The 19515-nt window shown below is 60.0% G+C and carries 20 protein-coding genes; 11 read left to right on the top strand and 9 right to left on the bottom strand.

Annotated elements, in window-relative coordinates; translation table 11 throughout:
• Window positions 1–49: 49 nt before the first annotated feature.
• From BW975_RS16365 to glpD, 4 genes are read right to left on the bottom strand one after another with little or no spacing between them, the layout of a single operon-like run.
• Window positions 50–922, bottom strand: a complete 873-nt coding sequence (locus BW975_RS16365; RefSeq protein WP_076535430.1) for a carbohydrate ABC transporter permease — start codon at window positions 920–922, stop codon at window positions 50–52.
• A complete protein-coding gene (locus tag BW975_RS16360; protein WP_076535429.1) occupies window positions 919–2004 on the bottom strand; it encodes an ABC transporter ATP-binding protein in 1086 nt (361 codons plus the stop codon). The genes BW975_RS16365 and BW975_RS16360 overlap by 4 nt, the downstream gene beginning before the upstream one ends.
• Window positions 2005–3087 carry an ABC transporter ATP-binding protein gene (locus BW975_RS16355; RefSeq protein ID WP_076535428.1) on the bottom strand — a complete coding sequence of 361 codons (1083 nt, stop codon included), beginning with the start codon at window positions 3085–3087 and terminating at the stop codon, window positions 2005–2007.
• A gap of 18 nt (window positions 3088–3105) precedes the next feature.
• A complete protein-coding gene (glpD, locus tag BW975_RS16350; protein ID WP_076535427.1) occupies window positions 3106–4701 on the bottom strand; it encodes a glycerol-3-phosphate dehydrogenase in 1596 nt (531 codons plus the stop codon).
• Between the two features lie 256 nt (window positions 4702–4957).
• Between glpD and BW975_RS16345 the strand changes: the two genes are divergently transcribed.
• The gene (locus BW975_RS16345) at window positions 4958–5743 is read left to right on the top strand and encodes a DeoR/GlpR family DNA-binding transcription regulator (protein ID WP_076535492.1); all 786 of its coding nucleotides are present in this window, start codon (window positions 4958–4960) and stop codon (window positions 5741–5743) included.
• On the opposite strand, the gene fliP is transcribed toward BW975_RS16345, so the two are convergent.
• From fliP to fliF, 4 genes are read right to left on the bottom strand one after another with little or no spacing between them, the layout of a single operon-like run.
• Window positions 5734–6462, bottom strand: coding sequence for a flagellar type III secretion system pore protein FliP (fliP, locus tag BW975_RS16340; RefSeq protein ID WP_076535426.1), 729 nt, complete (start codon window positions 6460–6462; stop codon window positions 5734–5736). The two genes, BW975_RS16345 and fliP, sit on opposite strands and share 10 nt — an antisense overlap.
• On the bottom strand, window positions 6459–6755 hold the full coding sequence (locus BW975_RS16335) for a FliM/FliN family flagellar motor switch protein (protein ID WP_076535425.1): 297 nt from the start codon (window positions 6753–6755) through the stop codon (window positions 6459–6461). Before BW975_RS16335 ends, fliP begins: the two co-directional genes overlap by 4 nt.
• Entirely contained in the window at window positions 6755–7345 is a 591-nt protein-coding gene (locus BW975_RS16330; protein ID WP_139194258.1) for a FliH/SctL family protein, read from the bottom strand. Before BW975_RS16330 ends, BW975_RS16335 begins: the two co-directional genes overlap by 1 nt.
• A complete protein-coding gene (fliF, locus tag BW975_RS16325) occupies window positions 7342–8958 on the bottom strand; it encodes a flagellar basal-body MS-ring/collar protein FliF (protein WP_076535423.1) in 1617 nt (538 codons plus the stop codon). The genes BW975_RS16330 and fliF overlap by 4 nt, the downstream gene beginning before the upstream one ends.
• A gap of 122 nt (window positions 8959–9080) precedes the next feature.
• Here fliF and BW975_RS16320 point away from each other — a divergent pair, with 122 nt between their 5' ends.
• The 10 genes from BW975_RS16320 (at window position 9081) to BW975_RS16275 (ending at window position 18986) form a co-directional block, all read left to right on the top strand.
• Complete coding sequence (locus tag BW975_RS16320) at window positions 9081–9581, top strand: flagellar basal body-associated FliL family protein (RefSeq protein WP_076535422.1); 501 nt, start codon at window positions 9081–9083, stop codon at window positions 9579–9581.
• Window positions 9582–9590: 9 nt separating this feature from the next.
• Window positions 9591–9956 carry a hypothetical protein gene (locus BW975_RS16315; RefSeq protein WP_076535421.1) on the top strand — a complete coding sequence of 122 codons (366 nt, stop codon included), beginning with the start codon at window positions 9591–9593 and terminating at the stop codon, window positions 9954–9956.
• Complete coding sequence (locus BW975_RS16310) at window positions 9953–10543, top strand: MotE family protein (RefSeq protein WP_076535420.1); 591 nt, start codon at window positions 9953–9955, stop codon at window positions 10541–10543. Before BW975_RS16315 ends, BW975_RS16310 begins: the two co-directional genes overlap by 4 nt.
• Window positions 10544–10615: 72 nt before the next feature.
• A complete protein-coding gene (gene motA, locus BW975_RS16305) occupies window positions 10616–11485 on the top strand; it encodes a flagellar motor stator protein MotA (RefSeq protein WP_076535419.1) in 870 nt (289 codons plus the stop codon).
• On the top strand, window positions 11482–13749 hold the full coding sequence (locus BW975_RS16300; RefSeq protein ID WP_076535418.1) for a hypothetical protein: 2268 nt from the start codon (window positions 11482–11484) through the stop codon (window positions 13747–13749). The genes motA and BW975_RS16300 overlap by 4 nt, the downstream gene beginning before the upstream one ends.
• Before the next feature lie 78 nt (window positions 13750–13827).
• Window positions 13828–14616, top strand: a complete 789-nt coding sequence (locus tag BW975_RS16295; RefSeq protein WP_244512620.1) for a transglycosylase SLT domain-containing protein — start codon at window positions 13828–13830, stop codon at window positions 14614–14616.
• A complete protein-coding gene (flhA, locus tag BW975_RS16290) occupies window positions 14613–16697 on the top strand; it encodes a flagellar biosynthesis protein FlhA (RefSeq protein ID WP_076535416.1) in 2085 nt (694 codons plus the stop codon). Before BW975_RS16295 ends, flhA begins: the two co-directional genes overlap by 4 nt.
• Window positions 16694–17467, top strand: a complete 774-nt coding sequence (locus BW975_RS16285; RefSeq protein ID WP_076535415.1) for a flagellar biosynthetic protein FliR — start codon at window positions 16694–16696, stop codon at window positions 17465–17467. Before flhA ends, BW975_RS16285 begins: the two co-directional genes overlap by 4 nt.
• On the top strand, window positions 17467–18552 hold the full coding sequence (locus tag BW975_RS16280) for an EscU/YscU/HrcU family type III secretion system export apparatus switch protein (protein ID WP_076535414.1): 1086 nt from the start codon (window positions 17467–17469) through the stop codon (window positions 18550–18552). The genes BW975_RS16285 and BW975_RS16280 overlap by 1 nt, the downstream gene beginning before the upstream one ends.
• Window positions 18549–18986, top strand: a complete 438-nt coding sequence (locus BW975_RS16275) for a hypothetical protein (RefSeq protein ID WP_076535413.1) — start codon at window positions 18549–18551, stop codon at window positions 18984–18986. The genes BW975_RS16280 and BW975_RS16275 overlap by 4 nt, the downstream gene beginning before the upstream one ends.
• Here the strand turns inward: BW975_RS16275 and BW975_RS16270 are convergent.
• Window positions 18958–19515 carry a flagellar basal body-associated FliL family protein gene (locus tag BW975_RS16270; RefSeq protein WP_335743507.1) on the bottom strand — a complete coding sequence of 186 codons (558 nt, stop codon included), beginning with the start codon at window positions 19513–19515 and terminating at the stop codon, window positions 18958–18960. The genes BW975_RS16275 and BW975_RS16270 overlap by 29 nt on opposite strands.

Genomic DNA, 19515 nt, shown 5'->3' with positions numbered 1-19515 from the left:
GCGGTGATGCCGGGATCGGGCGATAGATCGGGTGTGGCGGGGCGGTTCATCAGCTGCCATCCCTTTTGTCGAGCGTGGTCATCACGGTGTAGAAAACCCAAGAGATCGCAAGGATCACCAGGAAATACATCAGGCTGAATGCGGCGGCGGGGCCGAGATCGAACTGACCCAGTGCCATCTTGACCAGATCGATGCTGAGGAAGGTGGTGGCATTGCCGGGGCCGCCACCGGTGACAACGAAAGGCTCGGTATAGATCATGAAACTGTCCATGAAGCGCAGAAGGATCGCGATCATCAGCACGCCCGCCATCTTGGGCAGCTCGATATAGCGGAAAACGGCCCAGCGGCTGGCCTGGTCGATCTTGGCCGCCTGATAATAGGCATCGGGGATCGAGCGTAGGCCCGCAAACGCCAAGAGCGCGACCAGTGAGGTCCAGTGCCAGACATCCATGACGATCACGGTCACCCATGCGTCCACGGTGTTTTGCGTGTAGTTGTACTCGATGCCCAGCGCCTCGAGCGTGTAGCCCAGAAGGCCGATATCGACCCGGCCGAAGATCTGCCAGATCGTGCCGACCACGTTCCACGGAATCAGCAGCGGCAGAGACATCAGCACGAGGCAGAAGGACGACCAGAAGCCGGATTTCGGCATGTTCAAAGCCACGTAAATTCCCAGCGGGATCTCGATGGCGAGGATGATGCCCGAGAACATCAGCTGACGGCCAAGCGCGCTCCACATCCTGTCGGAATGAAGCATGTCATCGAACCAGTCGAGGCCCGCCCAGAAGAACTGGTTGTTGCCGAACGTATCTTGCACTGAATAATTTACCACGGTCATCAGTGGGATCACCGCCGAAAAGGCGACGAGAACGAGGACCGGCAGGATCAGGAACCATGCCTTTTGATTGACGGTCTTGTTCATGCTGCGGCCTCCCCGGCCGGCGCGACGCGCCAGTCATCCGCGTAGATGTTGACGCCGCCTTCGGCAAAGCGGATCCGGTCGATACTCGTTGGAATTTCTTCGCCCTCGCCCGCGATGGCGCTGACGGGGGTGCCGCCCGCATCGAGCCGCACGATCTTGTGGCGGCCCACATCCTCAACGCGTGTGACGCGGGCGGGAATACCCTCGCCGCCGGAGTGGAGCGTGATGAATTCGGGGCGCACGCCGATCTGAGTGCGGCCCTTGGCGTCATAATCCCGCCCGAGGTCGATGGTGGCGCCGGCGACCTGGGCTTGGCGCCCGTCGATCTTGGCGTCCAGAAGGTTCATCCCGGGCGAGCCGATGAAATAGCCGACAAAGGTATGCGCGGGACGCTCAAACAGCTCTTGCGGCGTGCCGATCTGCACGACCCGCCCGTCATGCATCACGACAACCTTGTCGGCAAAAGTGAGCGCCTCGGTCTGGTCGTGCGTCACGTAGATCATCGTATGGCCGAAATCGGCGTGCAGTTTTTTCAGCTGCGTGCGCAATTCCCATTTCATGTGCGGATCTATGACGGTCAAAGGCTCGTCAAAGAGGAGCGCGTTCACATCCTCGCGCACCATGCCGCGCCCAAGGCTGATCTTCTGCTTGGCATCCGCGGTGAGGCCGCGCGCCTTGCGGTTCAGCTGATCTTCCATGCCGATCATTGCCGCCACTTTCTGCACGCGGCGGGTGATTTCGGCCGTGTCCATGCGGCGGTTTTTCAAAGGAAAGGCCAGGTTCGCTTCGACGGTCATCGTATCGTAGACCACCGGAAACTGGAAAACCTGCGCGATGTTACGATCCGCCGTCGGCGCATGTGTCACGTCCTGCCCATCGAAGAGGACGCGCCCTTGCGACGGGATCAAGAGGCCCGAGATGATGTTGAGCAGGGTGGACTTGCCACAACCCGACGCACCCAGCAGAGCGTAAGCCTCGCCGTCGGTCCAATCGTGGTTCAGCTCCTTAAGCGCGAAATCATCCTCGGATTTCGGGTTGGGCATGTAGGAATGTGCCAGATTGTCGAGTGTGATCTTGGCCATCTACGCGGCCTCCGCATAGGCCGCCGACGCGACCAGTGCGCCGTTCTGGGCAAAGAGATAGATGCAGGACGGATCCAGATAGACCGGCAGTGCCTGTCCCGATTTCAGATCACGCAATCCGTGGATCAGCCCGACCCATCGGGCCGCCCCGTGATCAAGATGCACGAAAGTTTCCGAGCCGGTAATCTCGGTCACGTTCAGCACCGTATCAAAGCGGATCGCGCCCTCGGACGCCTCGAGTTTGAGATGATTGGGCCGAAATCCCGCCATATATGTTCCATCGGGAAGGTCGCGGCCAAGGCTCGCGGCGCTGAAATCGTCGCGATCGTGGCGCATCGTGTCGCCACGTTTTTCCAATGTCAGGAAATTCATCGGCGGATCGGAAAAGACGCGCGCGGTCGTGGCGTCTGCGGGTTTGCGGTAAACCTGCGCCGTTGGGCCAAATTGGGTCACGCGCCCTTCCCAAAGCGTCGCGCAATTGCCGCCTAGTAGCAGGGCCTCTTCGGGTTCGGTCGTGGCATAAACGAAAATGGCGCCGGACGCTTCGAAGATCCGCGGAATCTCGGCGCGCAGTTCCTCTCGCAACTTGTAGTCCAAATTGGCCAGAGGCTCGTCCAGTAGCACGAGGCCCGCATTCTTGACCAATGCGCGGGCCAGTGCGCAACGCTGTTGCTGGCCGCCCGACAATTCGAGCGGTTTGCGCTTAAGCATTGGGCCGAGTTGCATCAGATCGGCAGTCTCGCGGACGCGGCGGTCGATCTCATCCTTGGCGATGCCCATCAGCCGCATCGGCGACGCGATGTTGTCATAGACTGACATCGACGGATAATTGATGAATTGCTGATAGACCATGGCGATCTTGCGGTCCTGCACACGCTGGCCGGTCACGTCATCACCGTTCCAGATGATGCGGCCCGATGTCGGCTGATCAAGGCCCGCCATCAGGCGCATGAGCGACGTCTTGCCGGCAAGGGTTGGGCCAAGCAGCACGTTCATTGTGCCCTTCTCAAGCGTTAGCGACGTCTCGTGAATATGGGCGCGCCCGCCGACCTCATGCGTCACCTTGTCGAGCTCGAGTGTCACGATCGGTTCTCCCTTGGATTATTCGGCGGCTGCCGAAGCTGCGCGGACGCTGCGGCGGGTCATGTAATCCTGCAATGCGGTAGACTGTTCCTTTGACAGGCGCAGGCCCAGCTTGGTACGGCGCCAAAGCACATCATCGGCGCTGCGCGCGTATTCTCGATCCATTAGCCAGTCGACCTCGGCTGCCGTCAGCGTCGCGCCGAAATCCTGGCCAAGATCGGAGCGTTGCTTGACCGCGCCTAACACTTCTTGCGCCTCGGTTCCGTAGGCGCGGATCAGGCGGCGGGCCCATGCGTCGCTCAGGAACGGATTGGCACGGGCCAGATCCGAAATCCGGCTCTCTACCTCGGAGACGGCGAAATCGCCGCCAGGCAAAGCGACGCCCGCGGTCCATGCGGGTGCGAGATCGGGGACTTCTTCGCCCACCAATTCCATCACGCCCTCAGCGAGACGGCGATAGGTGGTGATCTTGCCACCAAAGATGTTGATGACCGGAGCGCCAGCGCTGTGATCCATTTTCAAGGTATAGTCCCGTGTCGCGGCGGTCGCCGAGGACGCGCCATCGTCGTAAAGCGGACGAACGCCAGAATAGGTCCAGACGATATCGTCAACCGAGATTGGATCGGCCAGGTACTGGTTCACGAAGCTGACCATATAGTCCTTCTCGGCTTCGGTGCAGACGGGCGGCTGAGTAGGATCTTCGTGCTCCTGATCTGTGGTGCCGATGAGGGTGAAATCCGTTTCGTAGGGGATGGCGAACATGATACGCCCGTCGGTGCCCTGAAAGAAGTAGCACTTGTCGTGATCGAAGAGCCGGCGCGTCACGATATGGCTGCCGCGCACGAGGCGCACGCTGTCTTTGCTGTGTGAATGCACCGTATCGCGGATGACGTCACCTACCCAAGGGCCGCCCGCATTGACAATCATGCGGGCGCGCGTGACGCGCGTCTTCTTTGTGTCCGCGTCCTCGGTCGTGATCGACCAGATGCCATCCTCCTGCTTTGCCGAAACAACGCGCGTGCGGGTCATGATCCGAGCGCCGCGCGCCTCGGCATCGCGGGCGTTCAGCACGACGAGGCGCGAGTCCTCGACCCAGCAATCGGAATATTCATAGGCTTTGGTAAACCGCTCTTGCAGCGCGCGCCCTTCGGGGGACGACATCAGGTCGACCGTTGATGTGCCGGGCAGGATTTTGCGCCCGCCCAGATGATCATAGAGGAACAGCCCCAGCCGGATCAGCCAAGCGGGCCTGCGCCCGCGCATCCAAGGCATCACGCCGTTCAGCAGTTTCGACGTTGGCGTGTCGCCTTCGAAGCGCATGTCTTTGTGGTAGGGCAGCACAAAGCGCATTGGCCACGAGATGTGCGGCATGGCACGCAACAGCGTCTCGCGCTCGATCAGGCTTTCGCGGACAAGGCGGAATTCGAAATATTCGAGATAGCGCAGACCGCCATGAAAAAGTTTGGTCGAGGCCGAGGACGTGGCAGACGCCAGGTCCGACATCTCGGCCAGCGTTACGGTCAGGCCACGGCCCGCAGCGTCGCGGGCGACGCCGCATCCGTTGATGCCGCCGCCGATCACGAACAGATCGCAGACCTCCTCCTCGCGAACCACGTATCCCCCGCATCTCGCCACAGTTCGATGCAGCCTAGCAAAGGGGTGCGAAAAGAACAGGGCTTGCCTTCGCTTTTTTTCGATTTCGATCAATCGATGAATTAAATTTTGCTTGAGGTCCCAATTCAACCGGGTTGACGTGTTTTCATGCTGAAAACGGCCCGCTCCGACGCACCGGAAGCCCGCTCTTCGCGCATCTTGCGGATAACAGTGTAAAAGCGCACATTTACGCGCAGTGGCCAAATCGGAACCGCAGATGTCCCAGACGATACGTTACCCCGAAATCCTTGACCTCGCGCGGCGGGACGGCAAGGTGACGGTCGAGCATCTGGCCGAGTATTTTGGCGTCACGCTTCAGACCATCAGGCGCGATCTATCGGATCTCGCGGATGCGGGCCGGCTGGAGCGGGTGCATGGCGGCGCGGTGCTGCCGTCGGGCACGGTAAATATCGGCTATCAAGAGCGGCGACGCATCAACGCGGATGGCAAGCGCGCCATCGCTCGCGCCTGCGCGGCGCAGATTCCAGAGGATTGTGCCATCTTCCTGAATATCGGCACCAGCACCGAAGCGGTTGCCGCCGAACTGATACACCACCGCAACCTGCTGGTCGTCACGAACAACATGAACGTGGCCAATATTTTGGCACAGAATACCGATTGCGAGGTCATCGTCACGGGCGGCTCGTTGCGCCGTGCCGATGGCGGTTTGATCGGTGACATCACCAAGGATGCGATCCTTCAATTCAAGTTCGATATCGGCATCATAGGCTGTTCAGCCATCGACCCGGATGGCGATATTCTTGATTTCGACGTGCAGGAGGTCGGCGTCAGCCACGCGGTCCTCGCGCGCTCGCGGCACAGGATGCTGGTTGCCGATCAGAGCAAGTTCAAGCGAACGGCACCGGCGAGGATCGCGTCGCTTGAAGAGATTGATCAGTTGTTTACGGACATCGCACCGGCCGCGCCGCTGGCAGCGCGCTGCGCCGGCTGGAATACCCAAATTGTCGTCGGTGCGCAGAAGAGCGAGCTAGCTCAGAAATAGCCCCTCACCAGACTGCCCGCGATAAGGGACCAGCCATCCGCGATGACGAAAAACGCCAGTTTGAAGGGCAGCGACACGATGGCGGGCGGGACCATCATCATGCCCATGGACATCAGGATGGCCGCGACAACGAGGTCGATGATCAGAAAGGGCAAAAAGACCAGAAAGCCGATCTGGAACGCCCGCGCGATTTCAGACAGAAGAAAGCTGGGAATCAGCACCGACAGGGGGGCGTCGGGGCCGGGCGCGATGCCATTCGCATCCGGCCTCAAGGCGGCCATGGCGGCAAATGTATCTCCGTCGAGGCGCCCTGCCATGAATGTGCGAAACGGCTCGAGCGTTCTGGTGACGGCCTCCTCGACCGCAATCGTCTCATTAAGCAAGGGCTCGATCCCCTGCTCCCAGGCGATCATGAAGACGGGCTCCATCACGAAATAGGTGAGAAACAGCGCAAGGCTGACGATCAGCATATTTGGCGGCGACTGCTGAAGCCCGATGCCTTGGCGCAGGATGCCCAAAACCGTCACCATGAACGGAAAGCAGGTGATCATGATCGCCAGCCCGGGCGCAAGACTGAGAACCGTGATCAGTGCAAGCAATTGCAGGGTCCGCGCCGAGAGGGAACCATCGCCGTCGAGCGACAAGGACAAGTCTTGCGCGGCTGCGGGACCAGCTAAGACCGCCAGCGTGATTGTCGCCAGCGCGAGGGCTCTCATCATGCGATGCCGTCCTTTAGATCGGCGACTTCGGTGAGGCGTACCGCAAGCTGGCCCTTCTGATCGCCCTCCAGTTCCTCCAACTCGCCACGCGCGATCAGGCGGTCGCCGACATAGAGCTCGACCGGATCGTCAACGCGCTTGTCCAGCGGTAGCACGGCGTCCTTGCCCAGCTTGAGCAGGTCGCGGATCAGTGGGCGCGCCTTGCCGACCGAGATCGTGATCTCGATCGGAACCGACGAAAACGGGTTTGTCGCCTCGGGCTGGCGGCTTGGGGAATCGGTGGAGCTATCCATCATGCAATGTCCTTTTGGTGTTCTTCGAAAAAGCCGGAGAGAGCGGTGTCGATCTGCGCCAGGACGGCGTCCAGATCGATCTCCTGCTCACTACCAGTCGCCCGGATGTGGATCTGACCTTCACCCAGTGACGGCTCGATCTCGACCGTGGTGTCAGTCATCTCGCGGTCTTCGATCAGGGTCTGCAATGCGTCGGCATTTCCAGGCGCCGTCACCAGTCGCAGTGGGCCCTGCATCGCGGTCTGGGCCATCCGCTCGATCGTTTGAACGACGTGATCGCCAATGGTGCGATGTGCCAAATGCGGCAGGACGCTTTCGACCATTCCGGTAAGGAGCGGGCGCAAGGTGGCCAGCAGATCGCGCTGAGCCTCGGCCAAGGTGAATGAGATATCCTGCAGATTGCCTGCAAAATCCGAACCGACGCGATCGGCATCTTCGCTAGCGGCCTTGACGGCATCTTGCCAGCCTGCCTTGTAACCGTTTTCATAAGCGTCGATGCGCTCTTGTTCGAGTGTGGCATCGCTGATCGTAAGAGATATATCGCCAAGTTCCGTTCCGAAATCTTCCAGCAAATGGGCGATGCTCATCATGCGCTCTCCTCTTCGCCTTCAAGCCATGTACGCAGGATTTCGACAGTTTCTTCCTGGCGGCCCGAAATCATACCGCGCAGGCGCGCGACCGGATCCTCACCTGCTGCCTGACTGGCAGTGATGGCGCTGCGGCCCGACACGACCGGCAAGCTCGCCTCGTCCATGTCCGAAGTGTCGATCTCGCCGGTGAGCGAAGCTTGCGGAGCCTGCTCTTTGGCGTCGGGTGCAGCCTGGTTGGCTGTCCCGGGGGCCGCGAGCGCCGGCGTGCTGGCCGTACGCGGTGGTGACAGGATGGGCCGAATGACAAAGAGGCCGAGGATCAGTGCCACGATTGCCAGAACTGCGGCCTGAATCAGGGACAGCACGTCGAGTCCAAGTGTGCTCCAAAAGGACGGAGCCGCGGCGGTCCCGGACACTGTCAGCGGCTCGAACTGAAGAGATTTCAGGGTTATCACGTCGCCGCGCGTCTCGTCATATCCCACGGCGGACGCGACCAGATCGCGCAGCGCTTCCATTTCGGCGTCCGAGCGCGGCTGAAAATTCTCTGCGCCGTCCGCGCCTGCTGCGACCGTCCCGTTTACGAGAACCGCAACGCTTAGGCGTTTGATCGCGCCAGGCGCTTGCGTGATCTCGCGCTCGGTCTGAGAGACTTCATAGTTGATCCGCTCGCGTGTCTCGTTGGTCTGACTGCTGGAGCCATCGCCGCCCGCGCCGTCACCATCGGGCAGATTCGACGCAACCGTCACGTCGCCGCCGCCTTCATCAGATGCGGAGTTCGTGCGCTCTTCGGTATCGATGCTGATGGCAACGCGGCTGTCTGGATCGATGGTCTTTTCGCGGATCATTTCTGTCGTCTTGACGGTGTCCACGCTGACCTCGACGACAGCGTTTCCTGGCCCTACGCGCGCTTCCAGCAAACGCTGCACACGTTGTCTCAGCGCGTCCGAGCGATCCTCGCCCGCGTTGCTCGGAGCCTCTTCCGCGCCGCCGATCAAACCGCCGCTGCTATCGATGATCGACACGTCATCGGCAGTAAGTCCGGCGACTGCGCTGGCCACCAGAAACTTGAGCGCTTGCGCCTGTTTCGCGGGTAAATCGCCCCCCGCGGAAGTGATCATGACCGAGGCGGTCGAACGCACGTCCCGCTGAAATGGGTTTGAGCCGGTATTGGCGATATGTACCCGAGCGGCCACAATCGCGGGGTTTGACACAATGGTCCGCGCCAATTCGCCCTCTTTCGCGCGCCAATAAGCCGCGTCGAACATCTGCGAGGTCGTGCCAAACCCGGACAGGGTATCGAGCAACTCGTATCCCTGGCTGGAATTGCTGGGCAGTCCCTCGCTGGCCAGTGTCATGCGAAGCGTGTCGCGCTGAGCCGAATCGACAAAGATCGCGCCGCCGCGCACTTCATATGTGACGCCACGCTGCTCCAGCGCCCGCACGACCTCGCCCGCGGGGCCGCTCTCCAGACCCGCGTAGAGCAGGTTGAGCGAGGGCGCCGTCGCCATGCGGGACAGACCCAGAACCGCCGCGAACATCGCGATCCCTGCCAAGATGATGATGATGCGTCTGCGCGGATCCAGAGTGGTCCAAAGGGTCGCGATATTCTGCAATTTCTTTGCCTCCTCATGTCCCGCGTTCTGCCGGACGTTGGGGTCATGTTTCGCTTATCAGCCTTAATAATCGGTTAGTGCCTGACGGTTATGTTGGTTCGGACATGAATGAGGTTCAGACAATGGCGGTGACCAAAGAAGACACGGGCGAAGCTCCGGTAAAACGCTCTAAAAAGCCCTTGATCATCGGGCTTGTGTTGGCGCTGGCAGGTGCTGGCGGCGGATTTTATGCGGTGTGGTCGGGCCTGATCATGGGCGCCGAATCGCTTGCTGCATCAGTGCCCGCGGAGACGGACGCGCAGGCGAGCGTCGAAGATTTGCCGGACGTAGAATACGTGGCGATTGAGCCGCTTGTGATCTCGTTGGGAAACGGTGCCACAGGCAAGCATCTGCGATTTCGCGCACAGCTTGAAGTGACGCCCGCCTACCGAACGGATGTCGAGCATCTCATGCCGCGCGTTGTCGACGTTCTCAACTCGTATCTGCGCGCGCTGGAGCTGGCTGATTTGACGGACAAAGCCGCGCTGGTCCGATTGCGCGGGCACATGTTGCGGCGTGCGCAGATCGTAGTGGGAGAAGGGCGGATCAACGATCTGCTGATCATGGAATTCGTACTTAACTGAGGGCCTAACATGGAACTGATTGCCGATATTCTGCTCGTGGCGGGTGCATTGGGTGCTGCATTTTACTGCTTCATTCTCGGGCGGCGGCTAAGCCGCTTCAACGATCTTGAAACCGGTGTCGGGGGCGCTGTCGCGGTCCTTTCGGCGCAGGTGGACGATCTGACCAAGACTTTGGAGGCCGCTCAAACCACCGCCGGAGCATCGGGTGAGGCGCTTGAAACGTTGACCGAACGGGCAGAAGCCGTGTCCAAACGGCTCGAATTGATGGTCGCGTCGATGCACGATCTTCCAGCCCAGTCCGAAAAATCGCCCGAGGCGAAGTCGCCCTTGGGGCCGATTTTTCGCCGCCACAACCCTGCTGGAGCGTCGCAATGAGCAAAAGAGCGCGCCGCAAACGCGGCAGGATGATGCGCGGAGCGCTAACGATGCTGACAGGCCTGCTGGTGCTATCGGCGGTTTTGCGGCTGGGCGGCGATGTCGGGGGCGCATGGGCGCGCGCATTGGATGCACCTGAGATTGAAGGTCTTGCATCGGCTGAGGCGTGCACCACGGAGGACGATCTGCATGACATGCTCAAGAGCTTTCAGACGCGCGAGGCACAGATCCGACAACGGGAGATCGAGATCACCACGCGCCAGCAAGCGCTGCAAGCGGCTGACAGACAACTGGAGGCAAAGCTGGCACAGTTGAAATCCGCAGAAGAGCAACTGCGCCAGACGCTGACGATCGCGGATACTGCAGCCGAGACCGACATCGATCGTCTGACGCGGGTTTACGAAAACATGAAGCCCAAGCAGGCCGCCGCACTCTTTGAAGAGATGAATCCCGAATTCGCTGCCGGATTTCTTGGCCGAATGAAGGCCGAGGCTGCGGCGGGCATCATGGCAGGGCTCAGCCCTGGTGCGGCCCACAGTTTTTCCGTCGTCCTCGCGGGACGGAACGCAGGTGCGCCCAAAGAGTGAGTCTTTCGGCGGTCAGCTAATCTTAACCCGCAGCGCGCAAGATGGCGCTGGAATCGTTTTCTGGAGAGCAACATGATCGGGCTGATCGGTATCGTCGTCATATTTGTGATGGTTTTCGGCGGCTACCTTGCGGCGGGTGGCAAGCTGGGCATCATCCTCAAATCCCTTCCCTTCGAAATGATGATGATTGGCGGTGCGGCGACGGGTGCGTTTTTGCTGAGTAACGACATGGCCGGCGTCAAACACACGCTCAAGGATGTTGGCAAAGTCTTCAAAGGAGCCAAATGGAAGCAGGGTGATTACCGTGACCTGCTGTGCCTCCTCTTCGAGTTGGTACGCCTTGCGCGGTCTAATCCGGTGGCGATCGAAGAGCATATCGAAGCGCCGGAAGCGTCTTCGATCTTTGGGAAATATCCAAGAATACTGGCCGATAAGGAGGCGGTGGCGCTCATCAGTGACACTTTGCGTTCGGCATCCATGAACTATGATGATCCGCATCAGGTGGAAGAAGTGCTTGAAAAGCGGATGGATGCGACCCTTTCACATGCGCTGCATTCAAGTCATGCACTTCAGACCATGGCCGATGGTCTGCCCGCTCTTGGTATCGTGGCGGCTGTTCTCGGTGTCATCAAGACGATGGCCTCTATCGACCAGCCCCCGGAAATCCTGGGCAAGATGATTGGTGGTGCGCTTGTCGGGACTTTCCTAGGCGTGTTTCTGGCCTATGGCTTGGTAGGACCGTTCGCGGCCAAGGTGAAGGCCGTGGTCGAAGAGGATGCACATTTCTATCACCTAATTCGTGAGGTTCTTGTTGCTAATCTGCACAATCACGCGACCAACATTTGCATTGAGGTCGGCCGTCAAAACACACCAGCGCATTGCAGGCCCTCCTTCGGCGATCTGGAAGAAGCACTGAAGTCGGTCAAGCAGGACGCCGCATGATGTGGAGTGGAAATTATCTCGTTGCGGCGCTTGCGGTGCTCTTAATCGGCGACGTTGCCTGCGCGCAGCAGGCAACGGTCCGGTCTGGCGAGCACGATGGTTTTTCGAGATTGGTGGTAGATGTACCAAAACGATTTCCTTGGTCCGTAAAGGAAGATGGCCGCAGGCGAACCATTGCGATCCAAGGCTTCGAAGGAACCTTCGATCTTGACCAAGTTTTCGATCGTTTGTCCGCAAATCGCTTGGCGCGCGTGAATGTTGCCGATCAAGTTGGGGCAATGGAAATCGAGATGAATTGCGATTGCCGCGTCGACATCAGCTGGGCTGGGAATTCGATGCTGGTAATCGACATTCTAGGCGCGCCGCGTGGCCCCGATGAACCATCGACTGCGGAAGCGGCGCTGAATCGCGACCACCCACACACGTCCGGTTTGCCCGTGTCAGCTGCCCTGATTGCATCATCCCGGCCCGTTACAGCAGGCCGACTCGCAAGTTCGCGCCTCGCCGCATTGATGAAAGACCAACCCAAAGTAGTGGATCAGACTACCGATTTTTTGAGACCTGCACGGAAAGCCATTGCGCAAGACATAACGATCGCCGCCTCAATGGGTTTGCTAAAGGTCGAGAACCATCGGACTATCAACACCTCCGAGGACAGGGGAGGCCTCAGTGCTACCGATCCACTGAGGGTGGACGGCGCCGATACGCAACCGGACGTTTCAAGGCATGTCAGCTTCGGAACCCTAAGCGCGACCGAGCTCGATCCGAATTCGACTATACCGGATCAGGCGCACACTGCTGCGGGCTGGGCCTGTTTGCCGGACGAGCAACTCGCCATTGATCTATGGGGCACCGACCGGTCCTTTGCGCAGCAAATGAGTGCAGCGCGGCTGGGATTCGTGGAGGATCTTGATGTTGTATCGCCCGCGGCCGCTTTGAGGCTTGCGCGTCTTTACGTATACTTCGGTTTTGGAAAAGAGGCGCAGCAGTTGGTCGAGTGGATCGAGGATAGCGAAACCGCTGAGATCCTGAACGCCATGGCTCTGATCGTCGAGCAGGAGACTTACGACATATCGGTTTTTAACCGACAAATCGAATGTGACGGGGCCGTTGCTCTTTGGTCGGCGCTAGCACAGTCCGGTGACCTGCTTGATCAGCTTCCCAACGTGAATGCGATGCTACGCACTTTGTCTAGCTATCCAATTCACTTGCGTGAATTACTTGTGCCTCGTTTGGCGGTGAAGTTTACGGATTGGGGCCGCGCGGACGACTCTGCTCGTATCATGAAGCTGCTAGAATGGGCTCCCAGAACCGCCACCGACGCTGAGGTCATGGCTCGCGCCCTCGCAGAAGCTCGGGCGGATAATCCCGCTGACGCAGCCAAGCTTTACGAGGACGTCGTCAATCAAAACAACGCGCATTCGGCCGCTGCGGTATTGGAGATGGTTTGGGCGCAAATTGATTCGAAGAAAGCTGTTGATTCCGCCACGAAGTCGTTGATCGAAAGCCACGCGCAGGAGCAACGAGGCGGTCCCCTGGGGGTGCAACTCGTGGATGCTAGTATCGCAGCAGCGGCCTCTGCCGGCCTTTATGATGAGGCAGTGGCCGGCCTGCTTGAGCGGGCCGCGAAAAATGCATCACCATCCGAGCAGCGAGCCATCGCGGCGGTTGCAGCACTTATCGTTCGCGGCAGTAGTGATTTGCAGTTCCTGAAACAATTTTTGCCAGAAAATGGTGTGAAATGGTCTGCAGCGAGCGGTCAGGTCCTATTCGAAATAGCGCGCCGTATGCTGGATTTGGGATTTCCTGATGAAGCGCGAAGATATTTGAGCGCATCGAAATCCTGGGGGCTGACCGAACGGGCCCGATATCTGGAGGCCGAGATTGACTTGGCCAGCGGGCTGCCGGAGGCGGCACTGGCCGGGCTCATGGGGCTGGAGGGCGAGGAGGCGCAAATCTTACGGGCAAAGGCATACGGGATGAAAGGCAATCACGTATCCGCACATCACGCCTACTTGGCGGCGGGCCGTTCAGACGACGCGCTGCGCGAGGCGCTTCTCGCCGAGGCTTGGGACGCTGCAAGTGAAATCGCCGGCCCGGCCCTCGGCAACGTTATCGATCAAACTGAAGATGTTGAGGCGGCACTTGATTCCCGCCAACTTCAGCGTGGCAAGCAGCTCTTGGAGCAGAGCGAAGGCGCCAGGTCAGATATTGCCAAGCTGCTAAGCGAGACCGGCATCATCGGCGTGAATAACGCCGAATGATGGCTGTCGGTCAGTTTTTGTAAAGAATTCGACGCTAATTTCGATCTCGAACTACAGAACGTAAGAAGGGGTCGCGTGTTGGATAGAATCGGCTGCATCGCAGGTGGAGATCAATTCTGCCGAAGCGGAGCCAGCGCAATGTCGGGTAGCGTTGCAACGGCGTTGCGCAGGATCGTTTGCGCGTTGGTGGTCTGTCTCCCCGCAAGCACCTCGGCAGCCACATCCGAAATCTGTGATCAGGCGGCGCGGGCTGCATCATCGCAAACGGGCGTTCCTTTGGACGTCTTGCTGGCTATCACGCGCAGCGAGACGGGGCGGGCTGTCGAAGGTCGTCTTACTCCATGGCCCTGGACCGTGAACATGGAGGGCGCTGGTAAGTGGTTCGCATCCCGCGCTGAGGCACTCGCATACGTCTCGCGGCATCACGGAATTGGTGCGCGCAGCTTTGATGTCGGGTGTTTTCAGGTGAATTACAAATGGCACGGACATCATTTCTCGTCCATTGACGAGATGTTTGATCCGCAATCCAATGCGCTCTATGCGGCTGAATTTCTGCAGGCCCTGCGCCGCGAAACGATTGATTGGTCTGCCGCGGCGGGCGCCTATCATTCGCGCACGCCGAACCATTCGGACCGATACCGCGCGCGGTTTGATAAAATTATCGCGTCGTTGGATCCTCGAAGCAGCGGGCAGTCCAATTTGGCGCAAGCGGCATCGGATCAGAGCAGTGCACCGGTGACGCGCGACAACCCATATCCGTTTTTAAAGACCGCCACGGTCGCGTCGCGTTTCGGCTCGCTCGTGCCGCTGGGCGGAGCCGCACAGTCGAGACGGCCTCTTTTTGCGAAAAAGGACACTGCGCAATGAGCCGGTTCTCCGTCCGCGATGTTTTTCAGCCAACCGTCCTTCTGGCCCTCGCGCTTATGGCGATCATCGTCATGATGATCTTGCCGGTCCCCGCCTGGGTGCTGGATGTGGGGCTCGCGGCGTCATTCGCGCTGGCGATTCTCATCTTTACCGTCACGCTCTTTATCGAGCGCCCATTGGATTTCTCAGCGTTTCCTACGATCCTTCTGGCATCTCTGATGTTACGGCTTTCCCTAAACGTGTCATCGACAAAGCTGATCATCGGGCAGGGGCATACCGGGACGGACGCCGCCGGCGATGTCATTGAGGGATTTGCCAGTTTCGTGATGAGCGGGAGCGTGTTTCTGGGCCTCGTGGTCTTTGGCGTTCTGCTGATTGTGAACTTCATGGTGATTACCAAAGGTGCGGCTCGCATGGCAGAGGTGGGCGCGCGCTTCGCGCTGGACGGCATGCCGGGCAAGCAGCTGGCGATCGACAGCGATATGTCCGCCGGAGCGATCGATCACCGACAGGCACGCGAGAGACGGGAGCGCGAGCAACAGGAAACGACCTTCTTTGGCTCGCTCGACGGCGCGTCGAAATTCGTCAAGGGAGATGCGGTCGCCGGTCTTTTGATCACGCTTTTGAACCTCGTGATGGGCTTGATCATGGGTATTGTCGTGCATGACATGCCCCTGGGCACGGCCTTCGAAACCTACACGATTCTGACGGTCGGAGATGGTCTGGTCACGCAAATCCCCGCGGTGATCATCTCGATCGCCTCGGCCCTTTTGCTCGCACGTGGGGGCAGCACCGGTGCAACGGATCTTGCGCTGACGGCGCAGCTGGGGCGTCACCCGGCGGCGATGGGGACGGTCGCTGTGCTCATGGTGATGTTTGCGCTTGTTCCCGGACTGCCTTTCATCCCGTTCATGATCGGTGGGATCAGCTTGGGCGCGATTGCGGTTCTGTCTTACCGGAAGGCACAGGCGGCGGCTCTTGAAAAGCCGTTGCAGGAGACTGAAGAAAAGCCGCGCGAGAAATCATTGGGCGATGTTCTGGAGCTTGACGACATCCATGTTGAATTCGCGCCAGATCTCGTCAACCTCGTGCTCGATCCGGGTACAGGCCTCGACGCGCGGATCGCAAATATGCGCACCCATGTGGCCACGCGATACGGGCTGATCCTGCCGGAAATACGCCTGACTGATGATCCGTCACTCCCCGGAGGAAGTTATGCCATTCGCATCCAAGGGGTCGAGCAGGGGCGTGCGCGACTGCGGGTCGATCAGGTTCTGCTTCTCGATCCCGGGTCGGTCGCAGATCTGCCGCCGGGCGAAAAAGTGACCGAGCCTGTCTATGGCGCCCCAGCGCGATGGATCTCGACCGAGGACCAAGAGCAAGCCGCGCTGTCTGGCGCCACGATCGTCGCGCCGACCGAAATTTTGGCTACCCACCTGCTCGAAGTTATTCGGCGCAATCTCAGCCGTCTTTTGACCACGAAAGCGATGCGGCGCCTTCTCGACGAAATGGTTAATCTCAGCGATCCGGCCCGGTCCGAGGCCAATCGCAAATTGCTGGATGAAATGATTCCTGATCGCGTCCCGGCCGACCTTCTGCATGCGGTGCTGCGGCTGCTTCTGGCCGAGCAGGTTTCGGTGCGAAACCTGCCCCTAATCCTCGAAGCGACGGCCGAGGCGCGCCAGATCGTGCAAGGTCCGGATGCGATTTGCGAGCAAGTCCGTCAGAGACTGGGTTTCCAGCTGGTGGCGAATTTGCAGCGCGACGATGGCACGCTGCCGCTGATTCAGCTGGCGCCGGAATGGGAGGACACGTTCCAGACCTATCAGATGGACGGCGATCGTGGGCGGCTTGACGTGGCGCTGCCGCCCGAGCTCTTCAACACGCTGACCAGCTCGGTTTCGGGCGAGGTTGCACGCGCTGCGGATATGGGGATCTACCCGGCGATCGTGACATCGACCGCACGGCGCCGCTTCCTCCGCACGGTGCTGGCGGCGCGCAATATCGGAAATCCAGTTTTGTCTTTCGAGGAAATCGGCACTGATGCGCAGCCTTCCTTGATCGGCGTCGTCGCGGCATGACGGGCCTGGCGCAGCTTTTGCAAATCAGTCAGGAGGTATTCTGGCTGCATGCAATTGTGTTTCTGCGCGTGGGTCCGATTGTGGCGCTCTTTCCCGGCTTTGGTGAGCAGACCGTGTCGGTGCGGATCAAACTGGTCGCGACCCTGGCCTTCACCGTGATTGTGGCGCCCTCCGCTGCCGCGGATGTTCCCGTCACGTCCATGCCCGGCACATCGATCTGGATGATCATCCTTACTGAAACAGGGATCGGCCTGATGCTGGGTATTGGGCTGCGGCTATTCCTGCTGGCGCTTCAGACGGCGGGTTCAATGGCGGCGCAGGCGACGTCGCTGTCGCAGATCCTTGGCTCGGCTGGAGCAACTCCCCTGCCTGCGATGGGGCATTTGCTGACGATGGGCGGCATTGCACTGGCGATGATTCTAGACCTGCACGTCCACGTCGCGTCCATGATCATCACGACATACAAGGTATTCGCGGTTGGCGCTCTGCCCGCCGCTCCAGCCGTGTCGCAATGGGGGATTGCGCAAGTCTCGGGTGCCTTCTCGCTAGCATTTCGTCTTGCGGCGCCCTTCGTGCTGATATCCGTCCTCTATAATTTGACTCTCGGGATCATCAATCGGGCCATGCCGCAGCTCATGGTGATCTTCGTTGGTGCCCCGGTGATCACGCTCGGTGGGCTGATGCTGCTCTTCTTGCTGGCCCCCATCATGCTTAGCGTCTGGGCCGAAGCCTTGCAGGGTTATGTCATCAATCCCTTGGGAGCGCGCTGATGGCCGAGCAGCAGGATGACAGCGAAAAGACCCACGAGCCGACACAGCACAAGCTGGATGAGGCCCGCAAAAAGGGTGAACTTGCCCGCTCTGCCGATCTGACGGCGGCCGCAGCCTATTGGGGATTTCTGATCACCGGGCTCATTGCCGGCTCGTACTCGATCACCCATCTCAGCACGCAGCTGATGGTCATGATCGATCAGGCTGACGGCATCTCGCAGATGATGTTCGCCGGGCATGCGACCGCGCCCGTGGGCGGCATGATCGCCGAGGTATTTATGGGCCTTTCAGCTTGGTTTTTCTTGCCTGCCGGCCTCGCCCTCTTGTCTCTCTTCGCGACGCGGACCATGGTTTTTTCCCCGAGCAAGCTGACATTCAAGGCATCGCGGATCAATCCGATCCCGAACGCCAAGAACAAGTACGGCCTCAGTGGGCTTTTCGAATTTGGCAAAAGCGCGGTCAAGTTGATCGTTTATTCGGTGGTCCTCGGGATCTTTCTCAAGGTGCGCCTCCCCGAGCTTGAGGGCTCGCTCTATGCTGATCCGGGCGGGATCGGGGCGTTGCTGGGGGATGTTCTGATCGACTTTATGCTGGTCGTCTGCATCGTGGCGCTGGCCATCGGTGGAATAGATTTCTTGTGGCAGCATTTCGACCACCTGCGCAAGAACCGGATGTCGCACAAGGATATGCGTGACGAGGCCAAGCAGCAGGAGGGCGATCCGCATATGAAAAACGAGCGCCGCGCACGCGGTGCGCAGATCGCGTCCGAACACATGATGGCCGATGTGCCGACCGCGGACGTCATTCTGGTCAACCCGACGCATTACGCCGTTGCACTCAAATGGAGCCGCGCGCCCGGCGCCGCACCGACATGCGTGGCCAAGGGAGTCGATCACATGGCGCTTGCCATCCGCGAGCTGGCGGCAGAGCACGGCGTGCCCATCCGCCACGATCCGCCGACCGCGCGGGCGCTCTATGCCACGACCAAGATCGGCGAGCAGATCGACCCCGATCACTATCGGGCCGTGGCCGCCGCCATCCGCTTTGCCGAGACGATGCGCCGCCGGGCAAAGGGGCGAGTATGACGGACCGCGTGCAACTGAGCCAGGCCATGGAGGCGGCGTATCAGGCGGCGCAAGCCGCTATGCAGGATATTCGCGCCGAAGAGACCGCGCTTAGGCAGTCCCTCGCTGAACTCGATGCACAACGCATGGCCTCCCGTGCGCTGCCGCTCGAGCAGTGGGCTGCGCCGCGCGCCATCGGCGCGGATCTCCTGTGGCAAGGTTGGACACAGCGCACGCGGCAGGAGCTGAACGTCAAGCTGGCGCAGGTTCTGGTGCGCAAGGCCGAGAAGCTGGCTGCACTACGCCATGCGTTTGGCCGAGCTGAGGCTGTTCGGCGCATCATCGAAGATGAAAGAAAGGCCCGGCGCAAGGCTGCGCAGGGCCGTGATCTGGAGCGTGACCAGTACTTGGCGCTGATGAACGGCCCTACATCTGCTGGCGGACAAAATCGGTGATCAGGATGCTGTTAACACCATCCCCGAGAACCGTTGTCGCCACTTCGTAGAGGGCTGAGCGCAGCAGATTGAGCTTGGCGGTGTCTGTGAAAATACCGGCGAATCCTCCCATATTGGCGTGGTCGAACATCACCTGCAAAAACGCATCGCGCAGCTTGGGCTCGTGCAAATAGACCGCCTCGGAGCGTCCTGACGGCACTTCGAGGCTGAGGGACATCACGATCACTGCTTCGATTGAATCGCGCGTGACGATCGGCACAACGAACTGGTTGTTCAGCTTGATATATTCCGAGCCTGCGCTGGCCTCGTGATCATCTTCGCCGTGGCTGTCGTCGGCGTGCTCTTTGGATCCATGGGTGTCGTCTGCAGCATCGCTGGCGGCAGCTTCTGCGCCGTCCGGTGCATCAGGCGTGGCCATCTCGTCGGCATGGCTGGCCGGGGCGGGGCGCAGGGCAAGGCCGGCTCCGACGCCCCCGCCTATACCGACGAGCAGAAGAATGAGGGGAAGAAGCATTTTCATGCGGTACAT

Origin of the sequence: Roseovarius nanhaiticus (genome assembly GCF_900156535.1) — a bacterium.
GTDB classification, from domain to species: Bacteria; Pseudomonadota; Alphaproteobacteria; order Rhodobacterales; family Rhodobacteraceae; genus Roseovarius; species Roseovarius nanhaiticus.
This window is presented reverse-complemented; position numbering and strand designations above follow the sequence as displayed.

Excerpts from the sequence above, each read along its gene's own strand:
- BW975_RS16365 (WP_076535430.1), bottom strand. The coding sequence starts at position 922 with ATGAACAAGACCGTCAATCAAAAGGCATGGTTCCTGATCCTGCCGGTC.
- BW975_RS16360 (WP_076535429.1), bottom strand. The coding sequence starts at position 2,004 with ATGGCCAAGATCACACTCGACAATCTGGCACATTCCTACATGCCCAAC.
- BW975_RS16345 (WP_076535492.1), top strand. The coding sequence starts at position 4,958 with ATGTCCCAGACGATACGTTACCCCGAAATCCTTGACCTCGCGCGGCGG.
- fliP (WP_076535426.1), bottom strand. The coding sequence starts at position 6,462 with ATGATGAGAGCCCTCGCGCTGGCGACAATCACGCTGGCGGTCTTAGCT.
- BW975_RS16335 (WP_076535425.1), bottom strand. The coding sequence starts at position 6,755 with ATGGATAGCTCCACCGATTCCCCAAGCCGCCAGCCCGAGGCGACAAAC.
- BW975_RS16330 (WP_139194258.1), bottom strand. The coding sequence starts at position 7,345 with ATGATGAGCATCGCCCATTTGCTGGAAGATTTCGGAACGGAACTTGGC.
- BW975_RS16320 (WP_076535422.1), top strand. The coding sequence starts at position 9,081 with ATGGCGGTGACCAAAGAAGACACGGGCGAAGCTCCGGTAAAACGCTCT.
- BW975_RS16315 (WP_076535421.1), top strand. The coding sequence starts at position 9,591 with ATGGAACTGATTGCCGATATTCTGCTCGTGGCGGGTGCATTGGGTGCT.
- BW975_RS16310 (WP_076535420.1), top strand. The coding sequence starts at position 9,953 with ATGAGCAAAAGAGCGCGCCGCAAACGCGGCAGGATGATGCGCGGAGCG.
- motA (WP_076535419.1), top strand. The coding sequence starts at position 10,616 with ATGATCGGGCTGATCGGTATCGTCGTCATATTTGTGATGGTTTTCGGC.
- BW975_RS16300 (WP_076535418.1), top strand. The coding sequence starts at position 11,482 with ATGATGTGGAGTGGAAATTATCTCGTTGCGGCGCTTGCGGTGCTCTTA.
- flhA (WP_076535416.1), top strand. The coding sequence starts at position 14,613 with ATGAGCCGGTTCTCCGTCCGCGATGTTTTTCAGCCAACCGTCCTTCTG.
- BW975_RS16285 (WP_076535415.1), top strand. The coding sequence starts at position 16,694 with ATGACGGGCCTGGCGCAGCTTTTGCAAATCAGTCAGGAGGTATTCTGG.
- BW975_RS16280 (WP_076535414.1), top strand. The coding sequence starts at position 17,467 with ATGGCCGAGCAGCAGGATGACAGCGAAAAGACCCACGAGCCGACACAG.
- BW975_RS16275 (WP_076535413.1), top strand. The coding sequence starts at position 18,549 with ATGACGGACCGCGTGCAACTGAGCCAGGCCATGGAGGCGGCGTATCAG.
- BW975_RS16270 (WP_335743507.1), bottom strand. The coding sequence starts at position 19,515 with ATGTACCGCATGAAAATGCTTCTTCCCCTCATTCTTCTGCTCGTCGGT.